The following is a 20,953-nucleotide window of genomic DNA, read 5'->3' as shown; positions in this document are numbered from 1 at the left end:
TATGAAGTATAAGAAGTATTTATTAGTTGCCACAGCTGCTATTTTGGTTGCTACTGCATCAATAAAGCCAGCAATGGCATATTTCACAGATTCACAGACAGCTACAGGAGCTAGAACAATAAAGCTAGGTGATTCCAAGCTTACTCCACCTGAAGATACTGTATCCAACATGATAAAAACTGTAAAAATATCTAACACTGGAGATTACGAGGTTTTCGTTAGGGTAAAGGCTATAGCACCAGAGGGAGTAAAAGTAGAGCTTAGCGATGACAGCTCATCAAAATGGAAGCTGGTAGGAGATTACTACTATTATCTTTCTAGCGACACAGAAGATGTTGAAAATAATGGCCAGGTCCTTTCTGTTGATGAAACTACAGAACCGCTAAAGCTTAAGATTGAAGAGCCTACCGCAGAAAAGCTTAAAGGCCAAAACTTCAACGTAGTAATAGTGCAGGAAGCTACAAAGGTTTTATATCATTCAAATGGCAAAACCTTTGCAGACTGGAAGCTAAAGATTAATGGGGAGGTAGCCGAATAATGAAATATATAGCTAAAAATCCCCTGGTGATACTTGCAGTTGGTCTTCTTATAGTTTTAGGCAGCTCCGTTGGAGCTACTAGAGCAGCTTTTCAGTATCAGAGTGAAGCCAACGAGGTTGATTTCAGAACCTCAGAGGTTAAGGTTGCTGTATTAGAAGGAACTGATGATAAAAACAATAATGACATGAAGGATGTTTCTAAAAATGCAGTTTTATCTTTCCCAGGAGTTCCAACTGATGATGTTAAAATCGGTAAAAAATATCCAGAGGTAGTAAGTGTTAAAAACACATCCTCAAAATACAATGAATATGTTCGTGTCATTGTAAAAAAATATTGGGTTAAGGAAGGCAAGGACGGACAGCTTGTAAAAGACACATCCCTTGATCCATCACTTATTAAGCTCGCTATAGATGATAAGAATGCAAAATGGATAGTTGATAAATCAGCTCATACTGATGAGCAGGAAATCTATTATTTAGCGGCTCCCCTAAAGGTGGGTGAGACTGCTTCTTTAGTTAGAGGAGTAACAATCAGCAATAAGGTTGTTACAGCAGTAAAAACTAATACTGCTAAAGATGAAAAAGGAAAAGAAATCTTGGGCACAATCGAAGATACCTATATTTATGACGGCGGTTCATTTTATGTAGATGTAAAGGTTGATGCTATTCAGACTCACAATGCGAAGGATGCAATTATGGGCGCATGGGGTGTGGAAGCAAATATCCAGCCACAAGATGAGGGAAACATCATTTCAATCAATGAGGTTTCATCAACTAACTAAAGGAGTAAGAAATGAAAAAAATATATTTGAATATTGTCCTTGCTCTTATGGTTACAGTTGCAAGCTTTACCACAATGGCTGCTACTGCGCAGGCTGAAGAAGAGAAGGTTGAATGGACAGTTGAATTTACAGGAAAAGGCGATACAGGTTTTGAGCCTGTTAATCCGGACGACTTAAAAGCTTTAAAAGAAAAGATTTCTGACGCCATGCCAGGTGACACAATAGTTTTTAAAGCTAATTACAAGAATTCTACAGACAAGACTATGGATTTTTTCCTGGCAGCAGATGTTTTGGCATCCTTAGAAGATGATAAAAACGGTAAAGCTGCAGAAGGCGGAGCATATACCTATATGCTTACTTACGATTCAGGCAAAGGCGAGACCATCATCTACAATAGTGAGACAGTAGGTGGTGATAATGATTCAATTAAGGGATTAAATCAGCTTAAGAATAACAATGCTTTTGTCAGCATTGGAACTTTAGCTAAGAAGAAGCAAGGTGTTGTTACACTTACTATTAAGCTTGATGGTAATTCGCAGGATAATAGATATATGTCAAAGCTGGCTCAGCTTAATGTTCAATTTGCAGCTAAAGAGCCAAGCAATCCAAAACCAACTATAAAAAAAATTACTAAGACTAAGCATATAGTAGAAACAATTCCAGGTGGAACCGAGATTGTGCAGCTTGATGATGAGGACGTTCCACTAGACAGAGGTTTGAATCCTAAGACGGGAGATTCGATTATTCCTATTGTTGGATGTGCCCTAGCACTTGTAATTGGACTAGGTTTTATTGGATTATACTTTGTTCTTATGAAGAGGGCCGAGAAGGAGGTATAGTATGAAGCAGTTTAAAAAGATACTAGGAACATTCCTTGCTGTAGCATTTGCTTTTACATTATTTACAGCTCACCCTATTACAGCTAAGGCCTACAATTACACTATCAATATTTCGTTGGCAAGCACTGATGATGCTGAGTTTATTTCAGTAGATGAAATGATAAAAAACAAAGCCCTTTCAATGGAAAACGGAGAGGCTCATATTGAAGGAAATATTCTGAAGCTTACTGGTTTGAATTACGGAGAAAAGGTTTCTTTTAATCCACAGGAAGCTGTAAAGGTTTCTTCAGAGTCTAAGTACTATGTGAAGGGTATGCGTATTGCCGGCACTAATATGGTATTGGCAGCTGGTGCCTTTGATGTATTTGAAGATCAGAACTATGTAATTGCCTACGGTGTTGGAGATATAGTTCCATATTTAGTTCACTTTGTGAACAAAAATGGTGAAAAACTTTTAGATTCTGCTACATATTACGCTGCAGCAGGTGAGGCTGTATATATTCCATACAAGTATATTGAAGGTTATGTACCAAATAAATACAACATTCCAGTAGACCATTTGCCAAAGCCAGATGATAAGGGCAATCCTGCCGAGTATACTTTTGTTTATACTGAGGGTAAGGAAGCAAAGGTGGATAATACTGTAGTTGAGGTAGTAGAGGAAACGGTTACTTATGGTGCTCCAATTTATACATTCGAAACAAAACATTTAAGCTCGCGTCTTGATTCTAATGAAAATTCAGCTGCAAATGCTGGCGAAGAAGCAAATAGTGAGGGAACTAATAGGACTGAAGTACCTAGAGATCCTGCTGCAGATGGACTTGTGGAGATGGCTGGTGAAAACAGCGAAGCTTCCAATGATTCCACTAATCCTGCTGATGTTGCAGAAGATGATGAAATAGTTGAAATTGAGGATGAGGATGTGGCACTTGCAGGGGGAGAGGAATATAACAGATTTAATCGTAATATGATTATCTGCCTTCTGATGGCAGTGTCTGCTATATTGGTTATTTTAGTCACATTATTTACAGCCACTAGAAAAGCCACTAGAAAAGCCACTGGAAAGAAAAATAAAAAGTAGTTGCCTAGCTGCTAAAGTAGAGGTTAATAGAAAATTTAGAGAAGCTCAGGTTTTGGGCTTCTCTTTTTTGCCTTAATTTGATTTTTTTTGCCATTAGCTACATTTATTTATCAAAAAATGGTAAGCTTTTAATAAGAGAAGGGTTTGTAAATTTCATAAGGGGTGTAAATATTATGAAACAACTGGTTATAAAAGGCATTGTTATAATATTGTTCCTTGTTGGGGGAGGGTTACTTGCATATCCTATATTATCTAACGAATGGAACAATTACGTTCAAAGTCAATTAATCGATGATTACGAAAGTAAAATCGATTCTATGGAAACACAGGAATACCAGACACAGTGGAGGGCTGCTCAGGATTTTAATAGTACTATTACGGAAAATTCTCTGGGGACAGATGTGTTTGGGGTAAATTCTGATGAGGATTCTGCTGTACCAGCAGATGATTTTTACGAATCAAGATATTATTCAGTGTTAAATCTAAACGGTGACGGAATAATGGCATATCTTTCAATCCCTAAGATTAATCTGAAGCTGCCAATAATGCATGGAACCTTTGACGAATTTATTCAAACTGCTGTTGGTCACATGAATGGAACAGCGCTTCCAATTGGCGGGCCAAGCACTCATTCCGTTATAGTGGGGCACAGAGGCTTGCCCAGTGCAGATCTGTTTACCAATATCGACCAGCTAGAGGTAGGAGATAAGTTTTATATTCATGTATTGGATGAAACTCATGCCTATGAGGTTGATATGATTTACCCAATGGTGGAGGCAGAGGATTTGGATACATTATCTGAAGCCATGAAGGTGGAAGAGGGAAAGGATTATATTACTTTATTCACCTGTACACCATACGGTGTAAACACACATCGCTTACTTGTAAGAGGAAAAAGGGTGGAATATTTAGGCGAGGATGAGCCTCCAAAGGGAACAGAGGTGGTGGTAGAAACCGTTAAAGACTATTATATGATAATCTCAATTATCGGTTTTATACTTGCCATAATTATAGTGATAGTTATCAGGAGCATAGCCTATAAAAAGGAAAAAAATACTAAATATATGTGAAAATGCTGAAAGAACCACAACTTGTGGTTCTTTTTTTTACGCAAATCATACTTAGTGAAAAAAGTTATAAATGCTAATTTTGACGAAATTCGGCTTAATTGTATATTAAACAAGTGTAGTTCTTGCCATATTCTGACAACTCGTGCCAGTTCACAGACTTGTCACAAAATACTTGTTATACTCACCATACAAAGTTATCCAATATAACTTTTTTGCTCCCTATGGTTCGTGTTTAGAGAGGAATAATTATATGAAAAGAAATCGTTTATTCAATAGAATCATATCATTTACTCTTGTTATCGCATTATATTCATCAATGTCAGCAAGCGCATACGCAGAACTTGAGATTGCGACGCCAGTCCCAATCGTAGAAGAGGTAACTGCAGAAGTAACGGAGCCTGCCAATGATGTAGAAGCTGATGCTTTGGACGCCCAGCCAGCAAGTGAGCCTGGAGCTGAAGCAGATATTCCTACAGACACTACTGGAGAGGTTACTTCACCTGAAGCTACTTCACCTGAAGCTACTTCACCTGAAGCTACTTCACCAGAGGGAACATCGGGTGAGGGCATAGTACAGGATGTCATCGTTCCTATAGTTGAAGAAATAAAAGAGACTATCGAGGAAATCTTCAGTGACGATGAAAACCTGGATGAAGCTGCTGAAGATGAAGAAGATGAAGAAGTGGATGAGGAAGCAAAGGAAGAGGAAAAAGAATATAGCTACAAGTCAAACAAGGATGGCACACATACAGTTACCTGTGACAACTTAGAAGAAGGGGAAGAATTCGAAGAGTACACAGAAAGCTGTGAATACAATGACGAAGGCGTATGTATTAAATGTGGTTACCACAGACCTCCAGAACCTATTCTTACTTACGAAGATGATGAAGTCATCGTAAAGGTAAGCGGAGCAGTTCCTGAAAATGCCGATCTTAAGGTTACACCTATTAAGGCTGATGTAGAGGAAACTGTTGATGCGTTTAATCAGGTTAAGGATAAAGTAGTAGAAAATACTGAAATAGATTATTATGAATCATTAGCTTTTGTAGCTTATGACATTAGCTTTGTATCTATTGAAACAAATGAAGTTATAGAACCAAATGGTGATGTAACAGTTTCGATGGAATATAAGAAGCAGGTTAATCCGATTGGTGATGAGAAAAAAGATAAGATAGAAAGTATCGATATTAGTTTACTACATATTGATGAAGAAACTCAGACAGTGGAAACACTAACTGGAACTGATAAGGCTATACTTGAAATTGATAGCAATAGTGTGCTTACTAGGGCTGAGTTTACCAACGATTCATTTTCACCATATGTATTTGTTTATAAGACAAATTATCAGGAAGAAACCATTAATATTTACTTTGATAGCATTACTAAAGATGGTGATAATTTAGTTAATATTCAGGATGAGACCACTAAGCCATTTACAATAACAAGAGATACAGATCGTTCTGATAATGTAGAACAGTTCAAAGATAGTATTGAAGGGTACAGATTCATTGAAGCTGGCTACATGGTAAATGGTGAGATGGTTAAATTTGATAATTTTAGATACACATTTACTAGAGTCTATTCTTCGGGAAGAACGTATTATTACCCTTCATTACAACTGTATTTGGGAAATACAAAAGTAGCCGGTAATTTAGAATTTGAAAATCAGCAGATTATCATTTACATGTTCTATGAAAAGGATGTTGCTTTTAGTGTTTCAAAAATAGTTACAGGACCACCTGCTGCTGATACAGACACAGAGTACCAGTTCCAGTTATCTGGCTCAGATGGTGTTAAGAACAAGCAATACAAAAATGGAGAAAATACATATAGTACTGATAGCGAAGGCAAATTTACATTAAAGGCAGGAGAAAGTGCAGATTTTGCAACCTTTACTCCTGGAACATATACAATCACAGAGCTTGGCATATCTACAGAGGCCGATTACACCATACATAATTTTAAAACAAAGATTTTTATAAATGGTGTGCAGGATAAAGAGTACGCTCCTGAAAGTGAAGCGGTAAGACAATCTAACAGCTTCACAGTAGAGGAAGGAAAGCTCACTGAGGTTAAGATAAAGAATTACTATTACACCAAGCTGATTGAATCACAAAAAGAAGCTGTTTCTTCAAAATATCTTAGATACAACGAGAAGACGGACGATTATCAGATTCAGATTAAGTTTACAGGCCCTGAAATTGTAAAGAAAGAAACCAGCTATGAAACAGAAGCTCAGGATGTTATGACAGCTAAGGATGTTCATATCACATATGTTGTTGATAGATCATACTCGATGCGTACTAATTCTAGAGCGTCTCATATGCAGCAGGCTTCCAAGACTCTGGCTGAAATAATGAAGACGAAAAAGAATGTTAATGCTAGTTGGAAGATTGTAGATTTTGGTTCTAACGCTGTTTCATCGCCAAATTGGATGAGTACAGATGCCTTCTATGATGAAGTAAAAGGAAGCGATTTCGCTTGGTATTATACAGGCAATGACGGAGGAACTAACTACGAAGCTGCACTTCTTCAGGTGAAGAATATTTTAGATAATGATAATAGCGATGCTCAAAAGATAGTTATATTCCTTACAGATGGTCTTTCAACAGTTTGGCTTAATGATAATGGAGTACCAACCTGGTATAACTCAACTGGAAATTCCTTTGAGCCAAAGGCATATAGAGAGGCTTTAGCAGTTATTCAAAATCTTAAGCCAGATGCATTCTATTCAATTGGTGTAGATTTTGGTAATGATACCTATAAAACCTATGATGGAGTTGCCAGAAATGCCGAATGGTTCTTAACGAACTTAACTAACAATAGTAAAGCCACTACTAAGAAGACATCAACAGTTACCGCTGATAAGCTTGTTTCATTATTTAAGGACCTTGCAGGTGTTATTTCAGCAACAGAAACTGGCGGAACTATTGAAAACACAGTTGCATATCACGCAGAGGATGTATTAATAAACGACCCATTAAGTGATTATGTAGATATCAAAGATGGATCTAAACTTTATATAGGTATCAGAGATACTAATATTCCTATTACAGCAGATGATCCTAATGCCAACGAGCTCCAGAACTTAGGAAGAGGTAAATGGAGAAATGGTATTATCGATTCCACTAGTGAAGTGGTAAATAATCATGATGATACATCAATAAATATTGCAGAGTACGATATTTATGAAACTGACGAAAGTGGAAATACTGTTACATATACAGTTTCCGCATACTATGATAAGGATTCAAGAAGCATCAAGATGATTTATCCAGAAGGATATCAGCTTCCAGCTAATTATTCATTTGCAGTTTCATTCATTGTAGTACCAAGCGATAAAGCTTATGAAGAATATTATCAGCATCAACAGAGCGGCGAAGAGCTTTACAACGCAGTAGGTGATCCATTTACAGACCATGTAGATGTTCCAGAAGAGAACTGGACATCATCTGGAAAGCCTGGTTTCCATTCAAATAAAGATGCAAAAGTAACATACGACTTCTGTGGAAATACAATAAAGGATGAATTACCACATCCAGTTATCCAGGTTAGATTTAAATATCAATGGGAAATCTATAAGACAGATGCAGATGGAAAATCAGGTGTAAGACTTGATGGAGCACAGTTCTTACTGAAGGAAGCAGGAGATAATCCAGAATTTGCATACGTAGGAACAAGTGATGAGGATGATGGAAAGGTAAGCTGGAGCTTAGCAAGCGGCACAGTTATTAAGACTAATAAGACATACATGCTTACAGAAGTTAGCGCACCTACAGGATATGCAAAGAGCGGTGAGTATTGGGAAATAGTCCTTGATCAGGAGAACAAACCAACAGTTACTGCATATACTCCACAGGCGGAGCCTACAGCATACGAAAGTGAAGTTGTAAGAAATAAGAATATCATTACTTACAAGTTCTATTACAAGAATGAAAGACAGGCTATCGATTTACCAAATACAGGTGGTAGTGGAACAGGTAAGACAAATGCTATAGGTTTCACCTTGATAGCACTTTCAGCCTTTATATTCGTAAGATATAGAAAGAGAATAAAGAAGGTCTTTTAGCAGGGGAGCAAAGGAGGAATTAGGATGAAAAGAGTAAAGAAATTATTAACGCTTATGCTTGCTGTAATGATGATGCTTTCAATGACCATCATATCATCTGCAGCAGAAAAGAGTGCTGTTATTACCATTACCGGTGCAGGTGAAGGAGCTACATTTACTTATGCACAGGTAATAAAGGCAGACACAAGCAAAGCCACTGGTTGGGCAATCGTTCCTGGATACGAGGCACTGTTTGCAAGCTTTGGTAATGACGAACAGTCACAGATTGAAGGATATATTGCAGCAAGTGAATCAGCAAGAGCAGCTGCGATTAAAGCTGCAAATGTATCGACAAGTGATGTGTTCACTAATCCAATGACAGTTAGCAAGGCAGGCTTATATCTTATCAATGGTACAGAAGAAGGATATGATTACAACCCAATGCTTGCTTATATCGGATTCGATGATAAGACAGGTGAAGAAAAGGGACTTGTTGACACAACAATTAAGGCAAAGAGGACACCTAAGACTGTAGGTAAGACAGTAGCTGATACAGATAAGTTTGTACAGGTTGGTGATGAAGTAACCTACACACTTACAGCAACAATTCCTTATTCACCAAAGGGTTCCCAGACAACACTTGTTATTACTGATGAACTTACAGGTGGAAAGTTTAAGGTAAATGCGGCAGGTAAGGCAGTAGTTACAGTTGATGTTGGGGATGCACCAACAATGGAAATCACTCCAGATGGTAATAAGCTTACAATTGATTTAGCTTCACTTATCATTAACAGTGACGACCCAAAAGTAGATAACAAATATGCAAACATGACAGTTACACTTACTTATGTAGCAATCGTAACTGGTACAGAGATTGAAAACAAAGCTTATATTGGAAATAATCCAGCTACAGTTGTTAAATCTTACACAGGAAAGCTTAAGATTACAAAGATGAACGAAGCTGGCTCTAACCCTTCAGTGGCTTTGGCCGGTGCAGGATTTGTAGTAGTAAACGCTGATGGAAAGTTTGCAACACTTGAAAATGGTGTTCTTACAGGATGGGTAGATAAAGCAGATGATGCTACAATAATCACAACAGAAGGTTCTGATGGAACAGCTACTGTAGAAGGTTTTGATGCTAATAAGACATATAAGTTCCACGAAGTAGTTGCACCAGAAGGCTATAAGATTAATCCTAATGATGTAACAGCAGAGTGGAAGCCTGGCATGGCTGACAACGAGCAGATAGCAGAAGCTACAATGCACGATTTAAAGCTATCTACATTACCTTTCACAGGTGGTAAGGGTACAGCAGCATTTACAGGATTTGGAGTACTGCTAATGAGTATCGGAGCAGGTTTGTTCTTCGCAAATAAGAAGGACAAATCCGTTAAGTAATATAAATTGTCCCTCCGCCGCAAGTAAGGCGGCGGGGGAGACAATTAATACATTGCTTAGAAGAGAGCATCTTAAAATACTTTGTTCTAGTCAATGTATAAATAAATTATGAAAAGGCCTAGTGGCTTGGAAGGGAGTCGCCAGTGAAAAGAAATATAGTAATACACAAGAACTTAATAGGTTTGATAGCAGTGGCAGCACTGATGAGCGTCTTAATATTTGGCCATACTTTAATGGCTGCAGAACGTGTTGATACCACAGCTACTGTAAAGCTTACTGCCGAGGTTAATGAAAATGATAGCTCTGTTTTTGCAAAGAACTTTGTAGGAACACTGAATGTAGATATTTATAAAATAGCTACCATGAATGCCACAGGAGAATTACAGCTTACAGATAAGTTTATAAACAGTGGTATTGATTTAAGAATTCTCGGAAATAATCCTACTGTAGATCAGATTAAAACAGAGATTGTAAAAAAGGCACAAGATGCTAATCAAGCTAGTGATAATACAATATCGCTTAAAAGAGTGAAGGTAGAAAATTCAAATCAGATAATCACAGAGGCAAATACCGATAGCGTACCTATTGAAGGTGGTGCAGGCTTATATCTATATGTTCCAGAAAATACAAAGGATAGTAGATATACATACGAATTCACTCCTTACGTGATAATGGCACCAACAAGTGAATATATTACATCTAAACAGGGTTCAGATGAATGGGATTATTCACCTAAATTTAGTCTTAAATCAACAGCTAAAGAGAGATTTGGAAGCATTGTAATCAGTAAAAAATTAGATAAATACAATTCAACATATAATAAAGCAAGTTTCGTTTACAGCGTGGTTGCAAAGCTAGATAACAACGTGGTTTTTGATAACGTATATACGATAGAGTTTGACAAAGCAGAAACAAAAACAAAGCAGATTGATAATATACCAGCCCAGGCAGTAGTTACTGTTACAGAAGTATATGATGGAGCAAGCTACGAGGCAGTTGGAGAAAAAACAGTTACAGGTATCATAATTGATCCTGACAAAGCAATACCTACAGCAAGCTTTGAAAATACTTATGATGGCAAGATGATTACAGGCGGAATAAGTGCAGTGAATGAATTCGTTGAAGATGACGGAGAACTGTTCTGGATTGATGAAAGTGGTCAGAGGGTAAAGCAGGAAGTGAGAGTGAGGTAGCAATATGAAAAGAAAATGGTGTCTAGTAGTTGCTGCAGCCATAATGCTTATAAGCGTAAATGCAGTAAAGCCAGCCATGGCATACTTCACAGACTCTGTGGCAACTGAAGGAAAGATTAAATTAAAACTAGGTGATAGTATTCCAAAGATTGATGAAAAAGTGGAAAACATGACAAAGAAGATTACTATCACAAACACAGGCGATTACGACATTTTTGTAAGGGCAAAGGCGCTGGCTCCAGAAAGCTGCACAATTACTCTTACAGAAATGGAAGGCTGGAGCAAGGGCGATGATGGTTATTACTATTACAGTAAACCATTAGCTCCAAAGGCAGCTACAGAAAGCCAGCTAATCCTTGGAATCAACAACAGCTTATCTGGCAGCTTTAATGTAATCATCGTTCAGGAAGCAACCAAGGTTTTGTATGATCAGGATGGTAAAGCCTATGCTGACTGGAATGCAGTAGTAGCCACTGAAAATAGCTACAGTACAGGAAATTAAGGAGGGATGAATATGAAAAAATTTTATAAAAATCCTCTTCTTATTCTGGCATTAGGATTGTTAATCATATCAGCTGGTTCAATTTCAGCTACAAGAGCAGCTATGGATTATCAATCAGCTGCAGAAAGTGTTAATTTCTCCACTGCAGAAATCTCTGTTGAGATTAAAGAGCTTACAGATGATGGCTATGTGACCATAGGGAAACAGGGTGGACTAACCTTCCCAGAGGTAGCAAAGGATGATTCCTTTAAAATAGGTAAGAAATACAAAGAAAGTGTAAAGCTTGTTAATAACTCTAATGAAGCAACTGGCTATAGTGAATATGTACGAGTAGTCGTTAGAAAGAGTTGGTACAAGGACGGAAAGAGTACAGATTTAGATCCATCCTTGATAAACCTTGAGGTGGCAGATGGTTGGTATGAAAACAAAGCTGAAGGAACCTCAGAACAGGCTGTATACTACAGGCTTACACCTTTAGGCTGTGGTAAAGAAGCAGAATTTTTGAAGAGTATAAGTGTAGACAACAAGATAACAAATCTGGTTTCTACAAAAGAAACCGAGACATCTATAGAAACTGAATATTTATATTCTGAAGAATTTGTATATATTCAGCTTCAGGCAGATGCAGTACAGACACATAATGCAGAAGATGCAATTTATGCGGCATGGGGCGTTAAGGCAAAATGTGATGCAGTAGATGATGGAAAGATTATTAAAATCGGAGATGTAGCTACTCAGTAATTAGAAAGGAGCAAGCAATGAAAAATAGAATAGGTAGTTTGTTTCTTGCTCTTGTTATTGCGGGAGTAGGAATAATGTTAAACACTTCAGTAGTAAATGCACAGACACAGACCACTGGTTGGACTGTAACCTATGATGGTAAAAAGTTTAGTTCAGACTATGATGTAAGCAAGTCTACCATCACCAGTGCAATGCCAGGAGATACAATTTCCTTTGAAGTGAATTATAAAAACGCTTCTGGAACTACATCAGATTTTTATGTAAGTACAGATGTAATCAATTCACTGGAAGAAAAAAGCATTGGTGGGGGACAAAGCAATGCAGCAGGTGGTGCTTATACCTATAAGCTTTCTTATAAGGTAGGAAATCAGGAAACTGTTATCCATGATAGTGAAACTGTAGGTGGAGATAATAATACAGTTGTTGGTTTAAAACAGGCAGTTGGAAATCTTGAAAGCGGAAAGGTACCATATTTTAATGTAGGAAGACTCACCAATGGTCAGACTGGAACCATCATTATTACAGTAAAGCTTGATGGTAATTCTCAGGACAACAACTATATGAAAAAGCTGGCAACCTTAGATTTAAAGTTTGGGGCAGAAAAGGTGGTTAAGCCACAGAACAATGTGGTTACAAATACAACAGTAAATCATGTAGTATATACCACTCCGGGAGGTGTTCAGGTAGTTGCCATAGACGAGCCTAAGGTTCCTCAGGCAGGAGGAAATCCAAATCCAGTAACAGGCGATTCTCTATTACCAATAATTCTTTGTACTATAGCAATGTTCCTTGGAATTATGCTGGTTGTTATCTATTTCAAATTGGAAAAAGACAAAAAGGAGGAGCTTAATATGAATAAGATAAAAAAAATAGGAAGCTCTCTTCTGATGATTCTATTAATGCTTTTAATGACAATGACAATTAGCACAAAGGCAGAGGCAGGCTACACTTATAAAATCAGTTTCATTATAGGTGGCTCAGGTGATGAGGGGGCAAGCTTCAAATCAGATTATGGTTCATATTTGAATGTAAGCAATCCAGAGGCTGAGATATCAGTGTCTGGTGATTGCGTAACAGTTAAAAATCTAAACTATAATGATGCGATAGTTTTCAATCCAAAGGATGCAGTAAAGATTGAAAAGGCTGATTCAGAGGTTGCCAAGTATTATGTTAAGGGTTGTAGAAGAAGTGGTGACAATACTTCAAGCACTCAATCTGCATTTACAGTAACTAAGGATGATTCTTATGTAATAGCCTACGGAGTAGGAACAGTGGTTCCTTACCAGGTAAAGTATAGTGATGAAGGTGGAAACCCATTGGCAGAAGCTGTAACCTATTATGGAGGCTTAGGCGAGGAGGTTTACGTTCCATATAAATATATTGATGGCTATACACCAAAGGTAAATAATTATCATATCGAATCCTTAAAGGAAAATCAGATTATCGAATTTACTTATACCAAGGCAAAGACACCAAGCGGAAGTACCACTTATGTAAACGATAGCAGAACTGAGTACAGCACAGTAAAGGGGCAGGATAGCATTATCTATCAGCCTACAGAAAATCCAAATCCAGCGGATGAAGGCGGAGTAGTAAATAATAGAGATAATACACCTACTACAAATAATCAAAATGCAGTTGACCAAAACGACGAAGTAGCGGAAAATGTAGAAGAGATACAAGATGAGGATGTACCAGCTGCAAGAGAAGATGTGGTAGATATACCAGATGAAGACCCTGCAAAAGGCATATTGGATGATGATGCTGAGCATGAGTTTTTGCGTAGATATAGTTTATTAATCGCTATTCTTGGAGTAGTACTCATTCTTATCTTTGTGATTGCAGCAGTACGAACAGAGAAGGAAAAGAGAGAGAAGAACTGATCTATATGAATGCAAAGATTCTTAAAGTCATCGGTAATATATTAATAATATTGGTTATCATTACAATTGCACCTATAGCAATCCCAAAGGCCTTTGGGGTGCAGGCGTTTAATGTAATATCAGGATCAATGGAGCCTACTATCTCAGTTGGCTCCATTGTCTATGTAAAAAATGTTGATTTCGAGGAGCTGGCTGAAGGGGATGTTATAGCCTTTGAATCGGGGGCAAGCGTTGTAACCCACAGAATAGTAGGTCTTAATCCAGAGGACAGGCTTATTGCTACAAAGGGTGATGCAAATAATGCTGCGGATTTTAATCCAGTTGCCTATGTAAATGTTATTGGCAAAATGGTAGCTCATTTCCCAATCTACGGAAATATTGCCACCTGGCTTACAGATACAGTGGGAAAGCTGGTGGCAGCAGTAGTGCTGGTGGTAGGAGCAGTTCTTTCTTATTTAAGTGAAGATAAAAAGGATAAAGCCACATATGAAAAAGCCGTAAAGATAAATCCAAAGGTGATTCTTGTGACAGGCCTTGTGATAGTATTCTCCTCACTGGCAGGCTTTATTTATATATTCTTAGGATATGAGAAATCTAATCAGCTGTATGCGGAGCTTAAAAATGAACAGCTTCAGTATGAAGAGACTACAGATTGGGAGGATATGCTTGATGTGGATTTCGCAGGGCTGACTCAGATAAATCCTGATGTGGCGGGATGGATATATGTGGAGGGCACAGACATCAGCTATCCTATTATGTATTCTGGAGATGACGATGCTTATTTAAGAACAGATATAAATAAGGAATACGCAAAGGCTGGCTCTATATTTTTAGAGGGCTACAATCTTCCTGATTTTTCTGATAGCCACAGCATTATCTATGGCCACAACATGAGAAATCTATCTATGTTTGGAACTCTGAAATATTACAAATCCGAAGAGGGCTACTATGACAGTCACAAGTATTTTCAGATCATCACCCCTGAGAGGAAGATGAGATTTGAGATTTTCTCTTATTTTGATACTGATGCTGCTTCATGGGTTTATACCGTACCATATTCTGATTCACCAGAATTTCAGGATTATATTGATGAGCTTAAGAGACATTCCTATAAGGGAGTGGAGGATTTAGAGGTTAAATCCTCTGACAAAATTGTGACTCTTTCTACCTGCTCATCATCAGGAAGAAGATTTACAATTCATGGTGTATTGCTTGACAGTGAATTGGAAGCTGAGTAAATAATAATTAAATATTTTTAATTTTGGCAAGAATGTCCGAAATTTGGCAAGAACTGTTATTAAAAACTGTTTATTTTCTTAAATAATGTGATAGTATAACTTAGCGAAAGAAAATAATAGTTTTTTTATAACAGTTTTTTTGTTTGAGAGGTACGTTATGTCAAGAAAGAAAGTTGAGAGTTTATTAAAAGGAGTTGCAATTACAGGTGCAACAGTTGGTGGAGCATCTGTTTTAGGTGATGCAAATCTTGCTTATGCTGCAGAGCTTGGAGAGGAAGAAGCTACAGCTAATGCACAGGGAGTGCTCACTATAGAAGTAACAGAACAACAGGCTAAGGAAGTAGTAGAGACAACTATGGAAGCTGCCAAGGAAGAAACAGAAGCACAGCTTAATCTTGAAGATTCGCAGCTTGTAAATAAGGATATGGAAAGCACTACATCAGAGGCTAGTGAATCAGAGACAAGTGCTTCGGAATCAAGTGAATCAGAGGCCAGCACATCAGAGGCCAGCACATCGGAGGCCAGCACATCAGAGGCCAGCACATCAGAAGCCAGTGAATCAGAATCAGCACAGCTTTCTAGTGAGCTCGCAAGTGAATTAGACAGCCTTTCTACAGCAATGTCAGAGGCAGATTCAGAATATGCAGCAGCTTCCACATCATTTGAAGAGGCAGGACTTGAAGATGAATATCTTGAGGATTTAATTCATCAGATAGAGCAGGCAAGGGTAGAGCTTAAGAATGCCCAGAATAATGCTATTAGATCAGGTCAGTGGCTTAACCATGATTCTAACTCTAATAACTATTATGGATATGGTGATAAGCTTGCAAATCTTTTGATTCAGTATTCCTTCTACCAGGAAGGTATTGTTGGAGAAATCCTTGAGAGCACTTGGAACTCTAGCGATTATGATACAAACAGCGTTAAGGTTACATACATAGATGCAGCAGGTGAAACAAAGTACGCTTATTTTGACTATGTAACAGTTGATTCAGATGGAAATGCTTTAGTATCTGGCTTCTATGATAGTCCAGAAAGAGGCAGCCAGCATGACAACCCTTATGTAGTTGACGGAATCATGGTAGTAAGAAAGACTGCTGAATACGTTAATTGCAATGGTGAAGTTCTTACTTGGGATTATAAAACTGTAACTGCAGAAGATGGAACAGAGACTACTGTTTGTCAGTATTATGTAAATGGTAGAGCTGTTGCAGATAATGTTCACGTAACTATCAATGAGGATGGCACTTTTACAACAGCATGGAAATATGATCAGGAAGCAAAGGTTGCTACAGTAGAAGAGCAGAGCCCAGGATATGAGTCTGGAATCTATAAGGATGTAAACAGTGAAACTATTTATCATGATTTAAGCAAGTGGGCTCCTAAATACGGAGATACTAATGCTAGATTTGGCGGAGTTTGCAGAAGTAGCGCGGAGGGCGATAATACACTTGGTATTGTAAAAACAGATACTGAGACAGGCGCAACTACTATTTCTACTTTAGTGACTGAAGATGGTAAGGCTATAAGACTTGAAAAAAAGAGCGGTTTCTTTGGAAAATATGTAGCATTAAAGATTGGTGATGTGGAATACGACTACGGTAAATCTTCAATCACAGCCAATAGTGATGGTACATATACTCTTACAGCATTATATGATTCATTCTGGAGCAATCTGTTTAACTGGTATAGAGATATAAAAATTACATTATATACAGAAGAAAGTTTACCAACTTATGGCAATAGCTTTGACCACAGATTTGTTTCAAAGGCAAACGATGGAACAGATAGCTACATCAATGCAAAGAACCAGAGCAAGGATGGAAACTTCGGAGTTAAGGGCTATAAATATTTCACTCTTGATGATTTCAACAAGGGAAGAGATGAATATCATGCCCAGAGAAGTGAAGTAACATCACTTTCAGAGAGAGCCAGTGAGCTTGCTTCTACTTCTACATCTATGAGTACTTCTATTAGTGAGTCATTAAGTGCATCATTATCAACAAGCTTAAGTGAGTCAACAAGACTAAGTGAGTCAATCAGTGCAAGTGAAAGTACAGCAGCAAGCTTAAGTGAATCAATGAGCTTAAGTGAATCAACAAGCCTGAGCGAGTCAATCAGTGCAAGTGAAAGTACAGCAGCAAGCTTAAGTGAATCAATGAGCTTAAGTGAGTCAACAAGACTAAGCGAGTCAATCAGCGCAAGTGAAAGTACAGCAGCAAGCCTGAGCGAGTCAATGAGCTTAAGTGAGTCAACAAGACTAAGCGAGTCAATCAGTGCAAGTGAAAGTACAGCAGCAAGCATGAGTGAATCAACAAGATTGAGTGAGTCAATCAGTGCAAGCGAAAGTACAGCAGCAAGCTTAAGTGAATCAATGAGCTTAAGTGAGTCAACAAGACTGAGTGAATCAGTAAGCTTAAGTGAATCAGTAAGCTTAAGTGAATCAGTAAGCTTAAGTGAATCAATGAGCTTAAGTGAATCAGCAAGTATTAGTGAATCAATCAGCGCAAGTGAGAGTGAAAGTCTTGCATTAGAAAGCGAAAGATTAGCAAAAGAAAGAGCAGCAAGCAATACGTACATAGAGAATATTTCTTATTCTAGTGCAGCTTTAGTGGCTACACAGGTAAGTGATTTAGAGACAGAGGTTCATACAGTAGTGGATGCACAGGTGCCAGCAATGGGACTTGATGAGCAGGTTCCACTTGCTGTTAAGTTGGATGAGGAAGCTGATTTCGTAGAAGAATCAACAGTTGCTTATGCTGGTATGGATAGCGAGCAGGTAAAATCCGACGAAACAATTACTATCGCTGATGAGGAAGCTCCTTTGGCAGCTGGAAAGACTGAAAACAGTGGAAAACCATGGTTGTACGGTGGTTTAGGTATTGGGGGAACAATTGCTGGAACAATTGCTGGAATGGTTACTATAAATAGAAGAAAAGTAAAAAATAAAAAAATTAAGAATTCTGACAAATAATAGTTGTACAATTTAACTTTACGTTGTGATATTATTAGAATATCGAAAAAGATGGACCAAAAGGGGGAGTATTTATGAATGTAAAGTTGAAGAAATTTTTGGAATTAGTGGCTATTGTTGTAATCGCTTTAATCGTTGCATTATCAAGTCCTTTTAATCCAGTTGGAAAGGGTGATTTTACTCCTGTTCAACAGCAGATTTTGGATATAGCTCATTCCGTTAGAGACGGATATTTAGCTTATGTAGAGCTTGATGGACATTATGGTCCGGTAGTATATGAGTTCTACGGCTTAGGTTATTTGATTACAGAGACACATGTGGTTCAGTTCATAATGGAAGTTGTAATTTTGTTAGCAACAGTGTTATTTATGTTCAAGACCGCAAAGCTTTATACATCAGATTTGTTTGCACTTGTTGCAACAGCATTGCTTGCAATATTTGAGTGGGGTGCACTTACTCATGCAGGCGCAGAAGAGCTTATGTTCTTCGTATTAACACTTACTGTATATCATGTGGCACGTCAGCTTAAGGCAGGATATTTATCACATCATACATATTTATTGGCAGTAGATTTAGGCTTGGTATGCTTCATTCAGCCTGGATATGTTTGGTTGTGGGTTGCACTTATTCTTATGTTTGCAGTTAAGTTTAAGGTGGATGGGGTAGATGGAAAGCATTACCGTTCATTTTGGATGTCAATGCCTGAAGGCATAATTACAGTGTTAGCACCAGTTATTCTTTATTTGGTATATTTCAAAAATGCATCAGCATTTTTCGATAAGGTATTTGTTTACAATATGTCAAATATAGATTTTAGTTCAGTAGGTGAAGGACTTAAAATTATATGTGGTTCTCCATGGATAGCTTTTGTTCCACTGCTTGTGGTACTCATCATTATTAAAGCTGTCGGAGGCGAGAAAATTGATGATTTGTGCATTTACTTAGGTGTAGTTGTTTTTGCAATATTTATTTTTGCAATACAGGGCGAGAAGGTTGATTCAGTGTTACAGCTTTCAAAGGCTCTTTACATAGTTCCACTAGCAGGCTTATTCTCACTTTGCGATAAAGCATTGGGTTGGAAGGTCGCCGAAGGAGATGACTAATTAAAAAACATGCCTGGCTGGTATTAGTACTAGCTGGGCTTTTTTGTATAGTGAGGATTGCTATATGAAGATACAGATATTACAAATAGGTAGTAGAGATTGGACTAGTGCATATACCTATCCCAAGGAGATTTCCATTGTGCACACAGATAGTGTGGTGCTTTCTAATGATATTTACGAAATCGTTATTTTAGAGCGAAATCTTACAAGGGAAGAGGCTGATAAAATCTATGAAATGTCATATTCATATTGTCTGTTTGTAGTTGATTCTGTAGATATGGATTCAAATACCAGACAGTTGTTTGACAGACGCATGGGCCAGGTGTTAGTGGCAAGTGATATCGAAAAATTCCTAAATGAAGATGCAAAATATTATTTTACCTATATCAATAGTGAAAAATACAATCATCAGGAAATCTCCATTTCAAGAGGCTTCAAGGGCAAGATCAATTGGCAGGGAAATTACAGCTTAAGCTTAAACGGAGATTTCGGAGCGCAGTTTAATCAGGCTGCATTTTGGAGAAACAATATTATTCTTGAGGAAAATCAGGCTATAGAGTTTTGGCTGGAATATAAGAAGGATGCTGGGGTAGAAATATCTTTTTCGGTAAAGCAGTTCCTTTCAGATACCATTTCGGATTTGATTAATTCCTGGGAGTTTTCTGAGGAGGATTTAAAGCAGCCTGTTGTGATACTAGGGGACAAAGGCAAGGGGCCTATCTTTTGTTCTGTCAATGCAATGGGTAGTGGAAGGCTTGACATCATATCTCTTCATGCACGAGTATCCAGAATTGATAAGGGCACCTTTCTGGTGGGAGGACAAAGACATGTCACTTCAGACCGTGAGGAGATTTTTTCGTACTTTGATCCAGGTGATATGAAGCCACCACTTGCGGTGTATTTTAGCGGTTATAAAAAGAAAGAGGGCTTTGAAGGCTATAAAATGATGCGAAAGCTGGGATGCCCATTTCTTCTTATTTCGGAACAGCGTTTTGAAGGTGGCGGAGGTTATTTAGGAAGTGAGGAATTTGAAGCAACCATAGTAAAAATAATCGAAACCTATATGAACAAACTAGGATTTTTCCAGGATCAGCTTATTCTATCAGGTATCTCCATTGGAGCAGTTGGGGCCATGTATTACGGTTGTGATTTAAGACCTTATGCACTTCTTATAGGCAAGCCTTTAGCAAGCCTTGGAGATGTGGCTGCTAATGAAAGACTAAAAAGGCCACAGGGATTTCCAACCTCACTTGATTTGCTGCAGCATTTTGCGGGAAGCTTGGATGAAACGGCTGTAGAAAAGATGAACAAAAGATTTTGGGACAAGCTTAAGTCAGCATCCTTTGGAAATACCAAGTTTATAGTTTCTTATATGTTTGAGGATGATTACGATGCAACAGCCTATGAAAAGCTGATTTCAGAGATGAATTCCTACGGAGTTCAGATTTATGGTAAGGGGCTTCATGGCAGGCACAATGATAATACCGAGGGTATTGTTGCATGGTTTAAGGGACAATACGAAAGAATCGTAAAGGAGAATTTTAGTAGGTAAACTTTTAGAAA

At 37.9% G+C, this 20,953-nt stretch carries 15 protein-coding genes; all 15 read left to right on the top strand.

What is annotated here, in order from left to right; all coding sequences use genetic code 11:
* Nucleotide 1 precedes the first annotated feature (1 nt).
* The 15 genes from BM097_RS08885 to asp2 all read left to right on the top strand — a co-directional run bounded on the left by BM097_RS08885 (nucleotide 2) and on the right by asp2 (nucleotide 20,942).
* A complete protein-coding gene (locus BM097_RS08885) occupies nucleotides 2-538 on the top strand; it encodes a hypothetical protein (protein ID WP_090548222.1) in 537 nt (178 codons plus the stop codon).
* A complete protein-coding gene (locus BM097_RS08880) occupies nucleotides 538-1,320 on the top strand; it encodes a hypothetical protein (RefSeq protein ID WP_090548219.1) in 783 nt (260 codons plus the stop codon). Before BM097_RS08885 ends, BM097_RS08880 begins: the two co-directional genes overlap by 1 nt.
* Nucleotides 1,321-1,331: 11 nt before the next feature.
* A complete protein-coding gene (locus BM097_RS08875) occupies nucleotides 1,332-2,159 on the top strand; it encodes a hypothetical protein (RefSeq protein WP_090548217.1) in 828 nt (275 codons plus the stop codon).
* 1 nt (nucleotide 2,160) lies between these two features.
* Entirely contained in the window at nucleotides 2,161-3,240 is a 1,080-nt protein-coding gene (locus BM097_RS08870) for a hypothetical protein (protein WP_090548214.1), read from the top strand.
* A 173-nt stretch (nucleotides 3,241-3,413) separates the two neighbouring features.
* On the top strand, nucleotides 3,414-4,310 hold the full coding sequence (locus BM097_RS08865; RefSeq protein ID WP_090548212.1) for a class C sortase: 897 nt from the start codon (nucleotides 3,414-3,416) through the stop codon (nucleotides 4,308-4,310).
* Nucleotides 4,311-4,560: 250 nt separating this feature from the next.
* A complete protein-coding gene (locus BM097_RS08860; RefSeq protein WP_090548209.1) occupies nucleotides 4,561-8,379 on the top strand; it encodes a DUF7604 domain-containing protein in 3,819 nt (1,272 codons plus the stop codon).
* A 24-nt stretch (nucleotides 8,380-8,403) separates the two neighbouring features.
* The gene (locus tag BM097_RS08855; RefSeq protein WP_090548206.1) at nucleotides 8,404-9,756 is read left to right on the top strand and encodes a SpaH/EbpB family LPXTG-anchored major pilin; all 1,353 of its coding nucleotides are present in this window, start codon (nucleotides 8,404-8,406) and stop codon (nucleotides 9,754-9,756) included.
* A gap of 143 nt (nucleotides 9,757-9,899) precedes the next feature.
* Nucleotides 9,900-10,949, top strand: coding sequence for a hypothetical protein (locus BM097_RS08850; RefSeq protein WP_090548204.1), 1,050 nt, complete (start codon nucleotides 9,900-9,902; stop codon nucleotides 10,947-10,949).
* Between the two features lie 4 nt (nucleotides 10,950-10,953).
* A complete protein-coding gene (locus tag BM097_RS08845) occupies nucleotides 10,954-11,451 on the top strand; it encodes a hypothetical protein (protein WP_090548202.1) in 498 nt (165 codons plus the stop codon).
* Nucleotides 11,452-11,463: 12 nt separating this feature from the next.
* Nucleotides 11,464-12,192 carry a hypothetical protein gene (locus BM097_RS08840; protein WP_090548200.1) on the top strand — a complete coding sequence of 243 codons (729 nt, stop codon included), beginning with the start codon at nucleotides 11,464-11,466 and terminating at the stop codon, nucleotides 12,190-12,192.
* Between the two features lie 17 nt (nucleotides 12,193-12,209).
* Nucleotides 12,210-14,075 (top strand): hypothetical protein, encoded by a 1,866-nt coding sequence (locus BM097_RS08835; RefSeq protein ID WP_090548196.1) that lies wholly within the window; start codon nucleotides 12,210-12,212, stop codon nucleotides 14,073-14,075.
* Nucleotides 14,076-14,080: 5 nt separating this feature from the next.
* On the top strand, nucleotides 14,081-15,313 hold the full coding sequence (srtB, locus tag BM097_RS08830; protein ID WP_090548193.1) for a class B sortase: 1,233 nt from the start codon (nucleotides 14,081-14,083) through the stop codon (nucleotides 15,311-15,313).
* A 157-nt stretch (nucleotides 15,314-15,470) separates the two neighbouring features.
* Nucleotides 15,471-18,287 (top strand): hypothetical protein, encoded by a 2,817-nt coding sequence (locus BM097_RS08825; protein WP_090548190.1) that lies wholly within the window; start codon nucleotides 15,471-15,473, stop codon nucleotides 18,285-18,287.
* A gap of 74 nt (nucleotides 18,288-18,361) precedes the next feature.
* On the top strand, nucleotides 18,362-19,390 hold the full coding sequence (locus tag BM097_RS08820) for a hypothetical protein (RefSeq protein ID WP_090548188.1): 1,029 nt from the start codon (nucleotides 18,362-18,364) through the stop codon (nucleotides 19,388-19,390).
* A 64-nt stretch (nucleotides 19,391-19,454) separates the two neighbouring features.
* A complete protein-coding gene (gene asp2 / locus BM097_RS08815; protein WP_090548186.1) occupies nucleotides 19,455-20,942 on the top strand; it encodes an accessory Sec system protein Asp2 in 1,488 nt (495 codons plus the stop codon).
* Nucleotides 20,943-20,953 lie beyond the last annotated feature (11 nt).

The organism is Pseudobutyrivibrio sp. OR37, from assembly GCF_900113655.1.
In the GTDB taxonomy this organism is placed as follows: domain Bacteria; phylum Bacillota; class Clostridia; order Lachnospirales; family Lachnospiraceae; genus Pseudobutyrivibrio.
Note: the sequence above shows the minus strand (reverse complement) of the source record. Positions and strands in the feature narration are given on the sequence as shown.

Bases quoted from the DNA above. Each gene is read 5' to 3' on its own strand.
- BM097_RS08880 (WP_090548219.1), top strand. From the start codon at position 538: ATGAAATATATAGCTAAAAATCCCCTGGTGATACTTGCAGTTGGTCTT.
- BM097_RS08855 (WP_090548206.1), top strand. From the start codon at position 8,404: ATGAAAAGAGTAAAGAAATTATTAACGCTTATGCTTGCTGTAATGATG.
- BM097_RS08870 (WP_090548214.1), top strand. From the start codon at position 2,161: ATGAAGCAGTTTAAAAAGATACTAGGAACATTCCTTGCTGTAGCATTT.
- BM097_RS08820 (WP_090548188.1), top strand. From the start codon at position 18,362: ATGAATGTAAAGTTGAAGAAATTTTTGGAATTAGTGGCTATTGTTGTA.
- asp2 (WP_090548186.1), top strand. From the start codon at position 19,455: ATGAAGATACAGATATTACAAATAGGTAGTAGAGATTGGACTAGTGCA.
- BM097_RS08840 (WP_090548200.1), top strand. From the start codon at position 11,464: ATGAAAAAATTTTATAAAAATCCTCTTCTTATTCTGGCATTAGGATTG.
- BM097_RS08875 (WP_090548217.1), top strand. From the start codon at position 1,332: ATGAAAAAAATATATTTGAATATTGTCCTTGCTCTTATGGTTACAGTT.
- BM097_RS08885 (WP_090548222.1), top strand. From the start codon at position 2: ATGAAGTATAAGAAGTATTTATTAGTTGCCACAGCTGCTATTTTGGTT.
- BM097_RS08835 (WP_090548196.1), top strand. From the start codon at position 12,210: ATGAAAAATAGAATAGGTAGTTTGTTTCTTGCTCTTGTTATTGCGGGA.
- BM097_RS08860 (WP_090548209.1), top strand. From the start codon at position 4,561: ATGAAAAGAAATCGTTTATTCAATAGAATCATATCATTTACTCTTGTT.
- BM097_RS08865 (WP_090548212.1), top strand. From the start codon at position 3,414: ATGAAACAACTGGTTATAAAAGGCATTGTTATAATATTGTTCCTTGTT.
- BM097_RS08825 (WP_090548190.1), top strand. From the start codon at position 15,471: ATGTCAAGAAAGAAAGTTGAGAGTTTATTAAAAGGAGTTGCAATTACA.
- BM097_RS08845 (WP_090548202.1), top strand. From the start codon at position 10,954: ATGAAAAGAAAATGGTGTCTAGTAGTTGCTGCAGCCATAATGCTTATA.
- srtB (WP_090548193.1), top strand. From the start codon at position 14,081: ATGAATGCAAAGATTCTTAAAGTCATCGGTAATATATTAATAATATTG.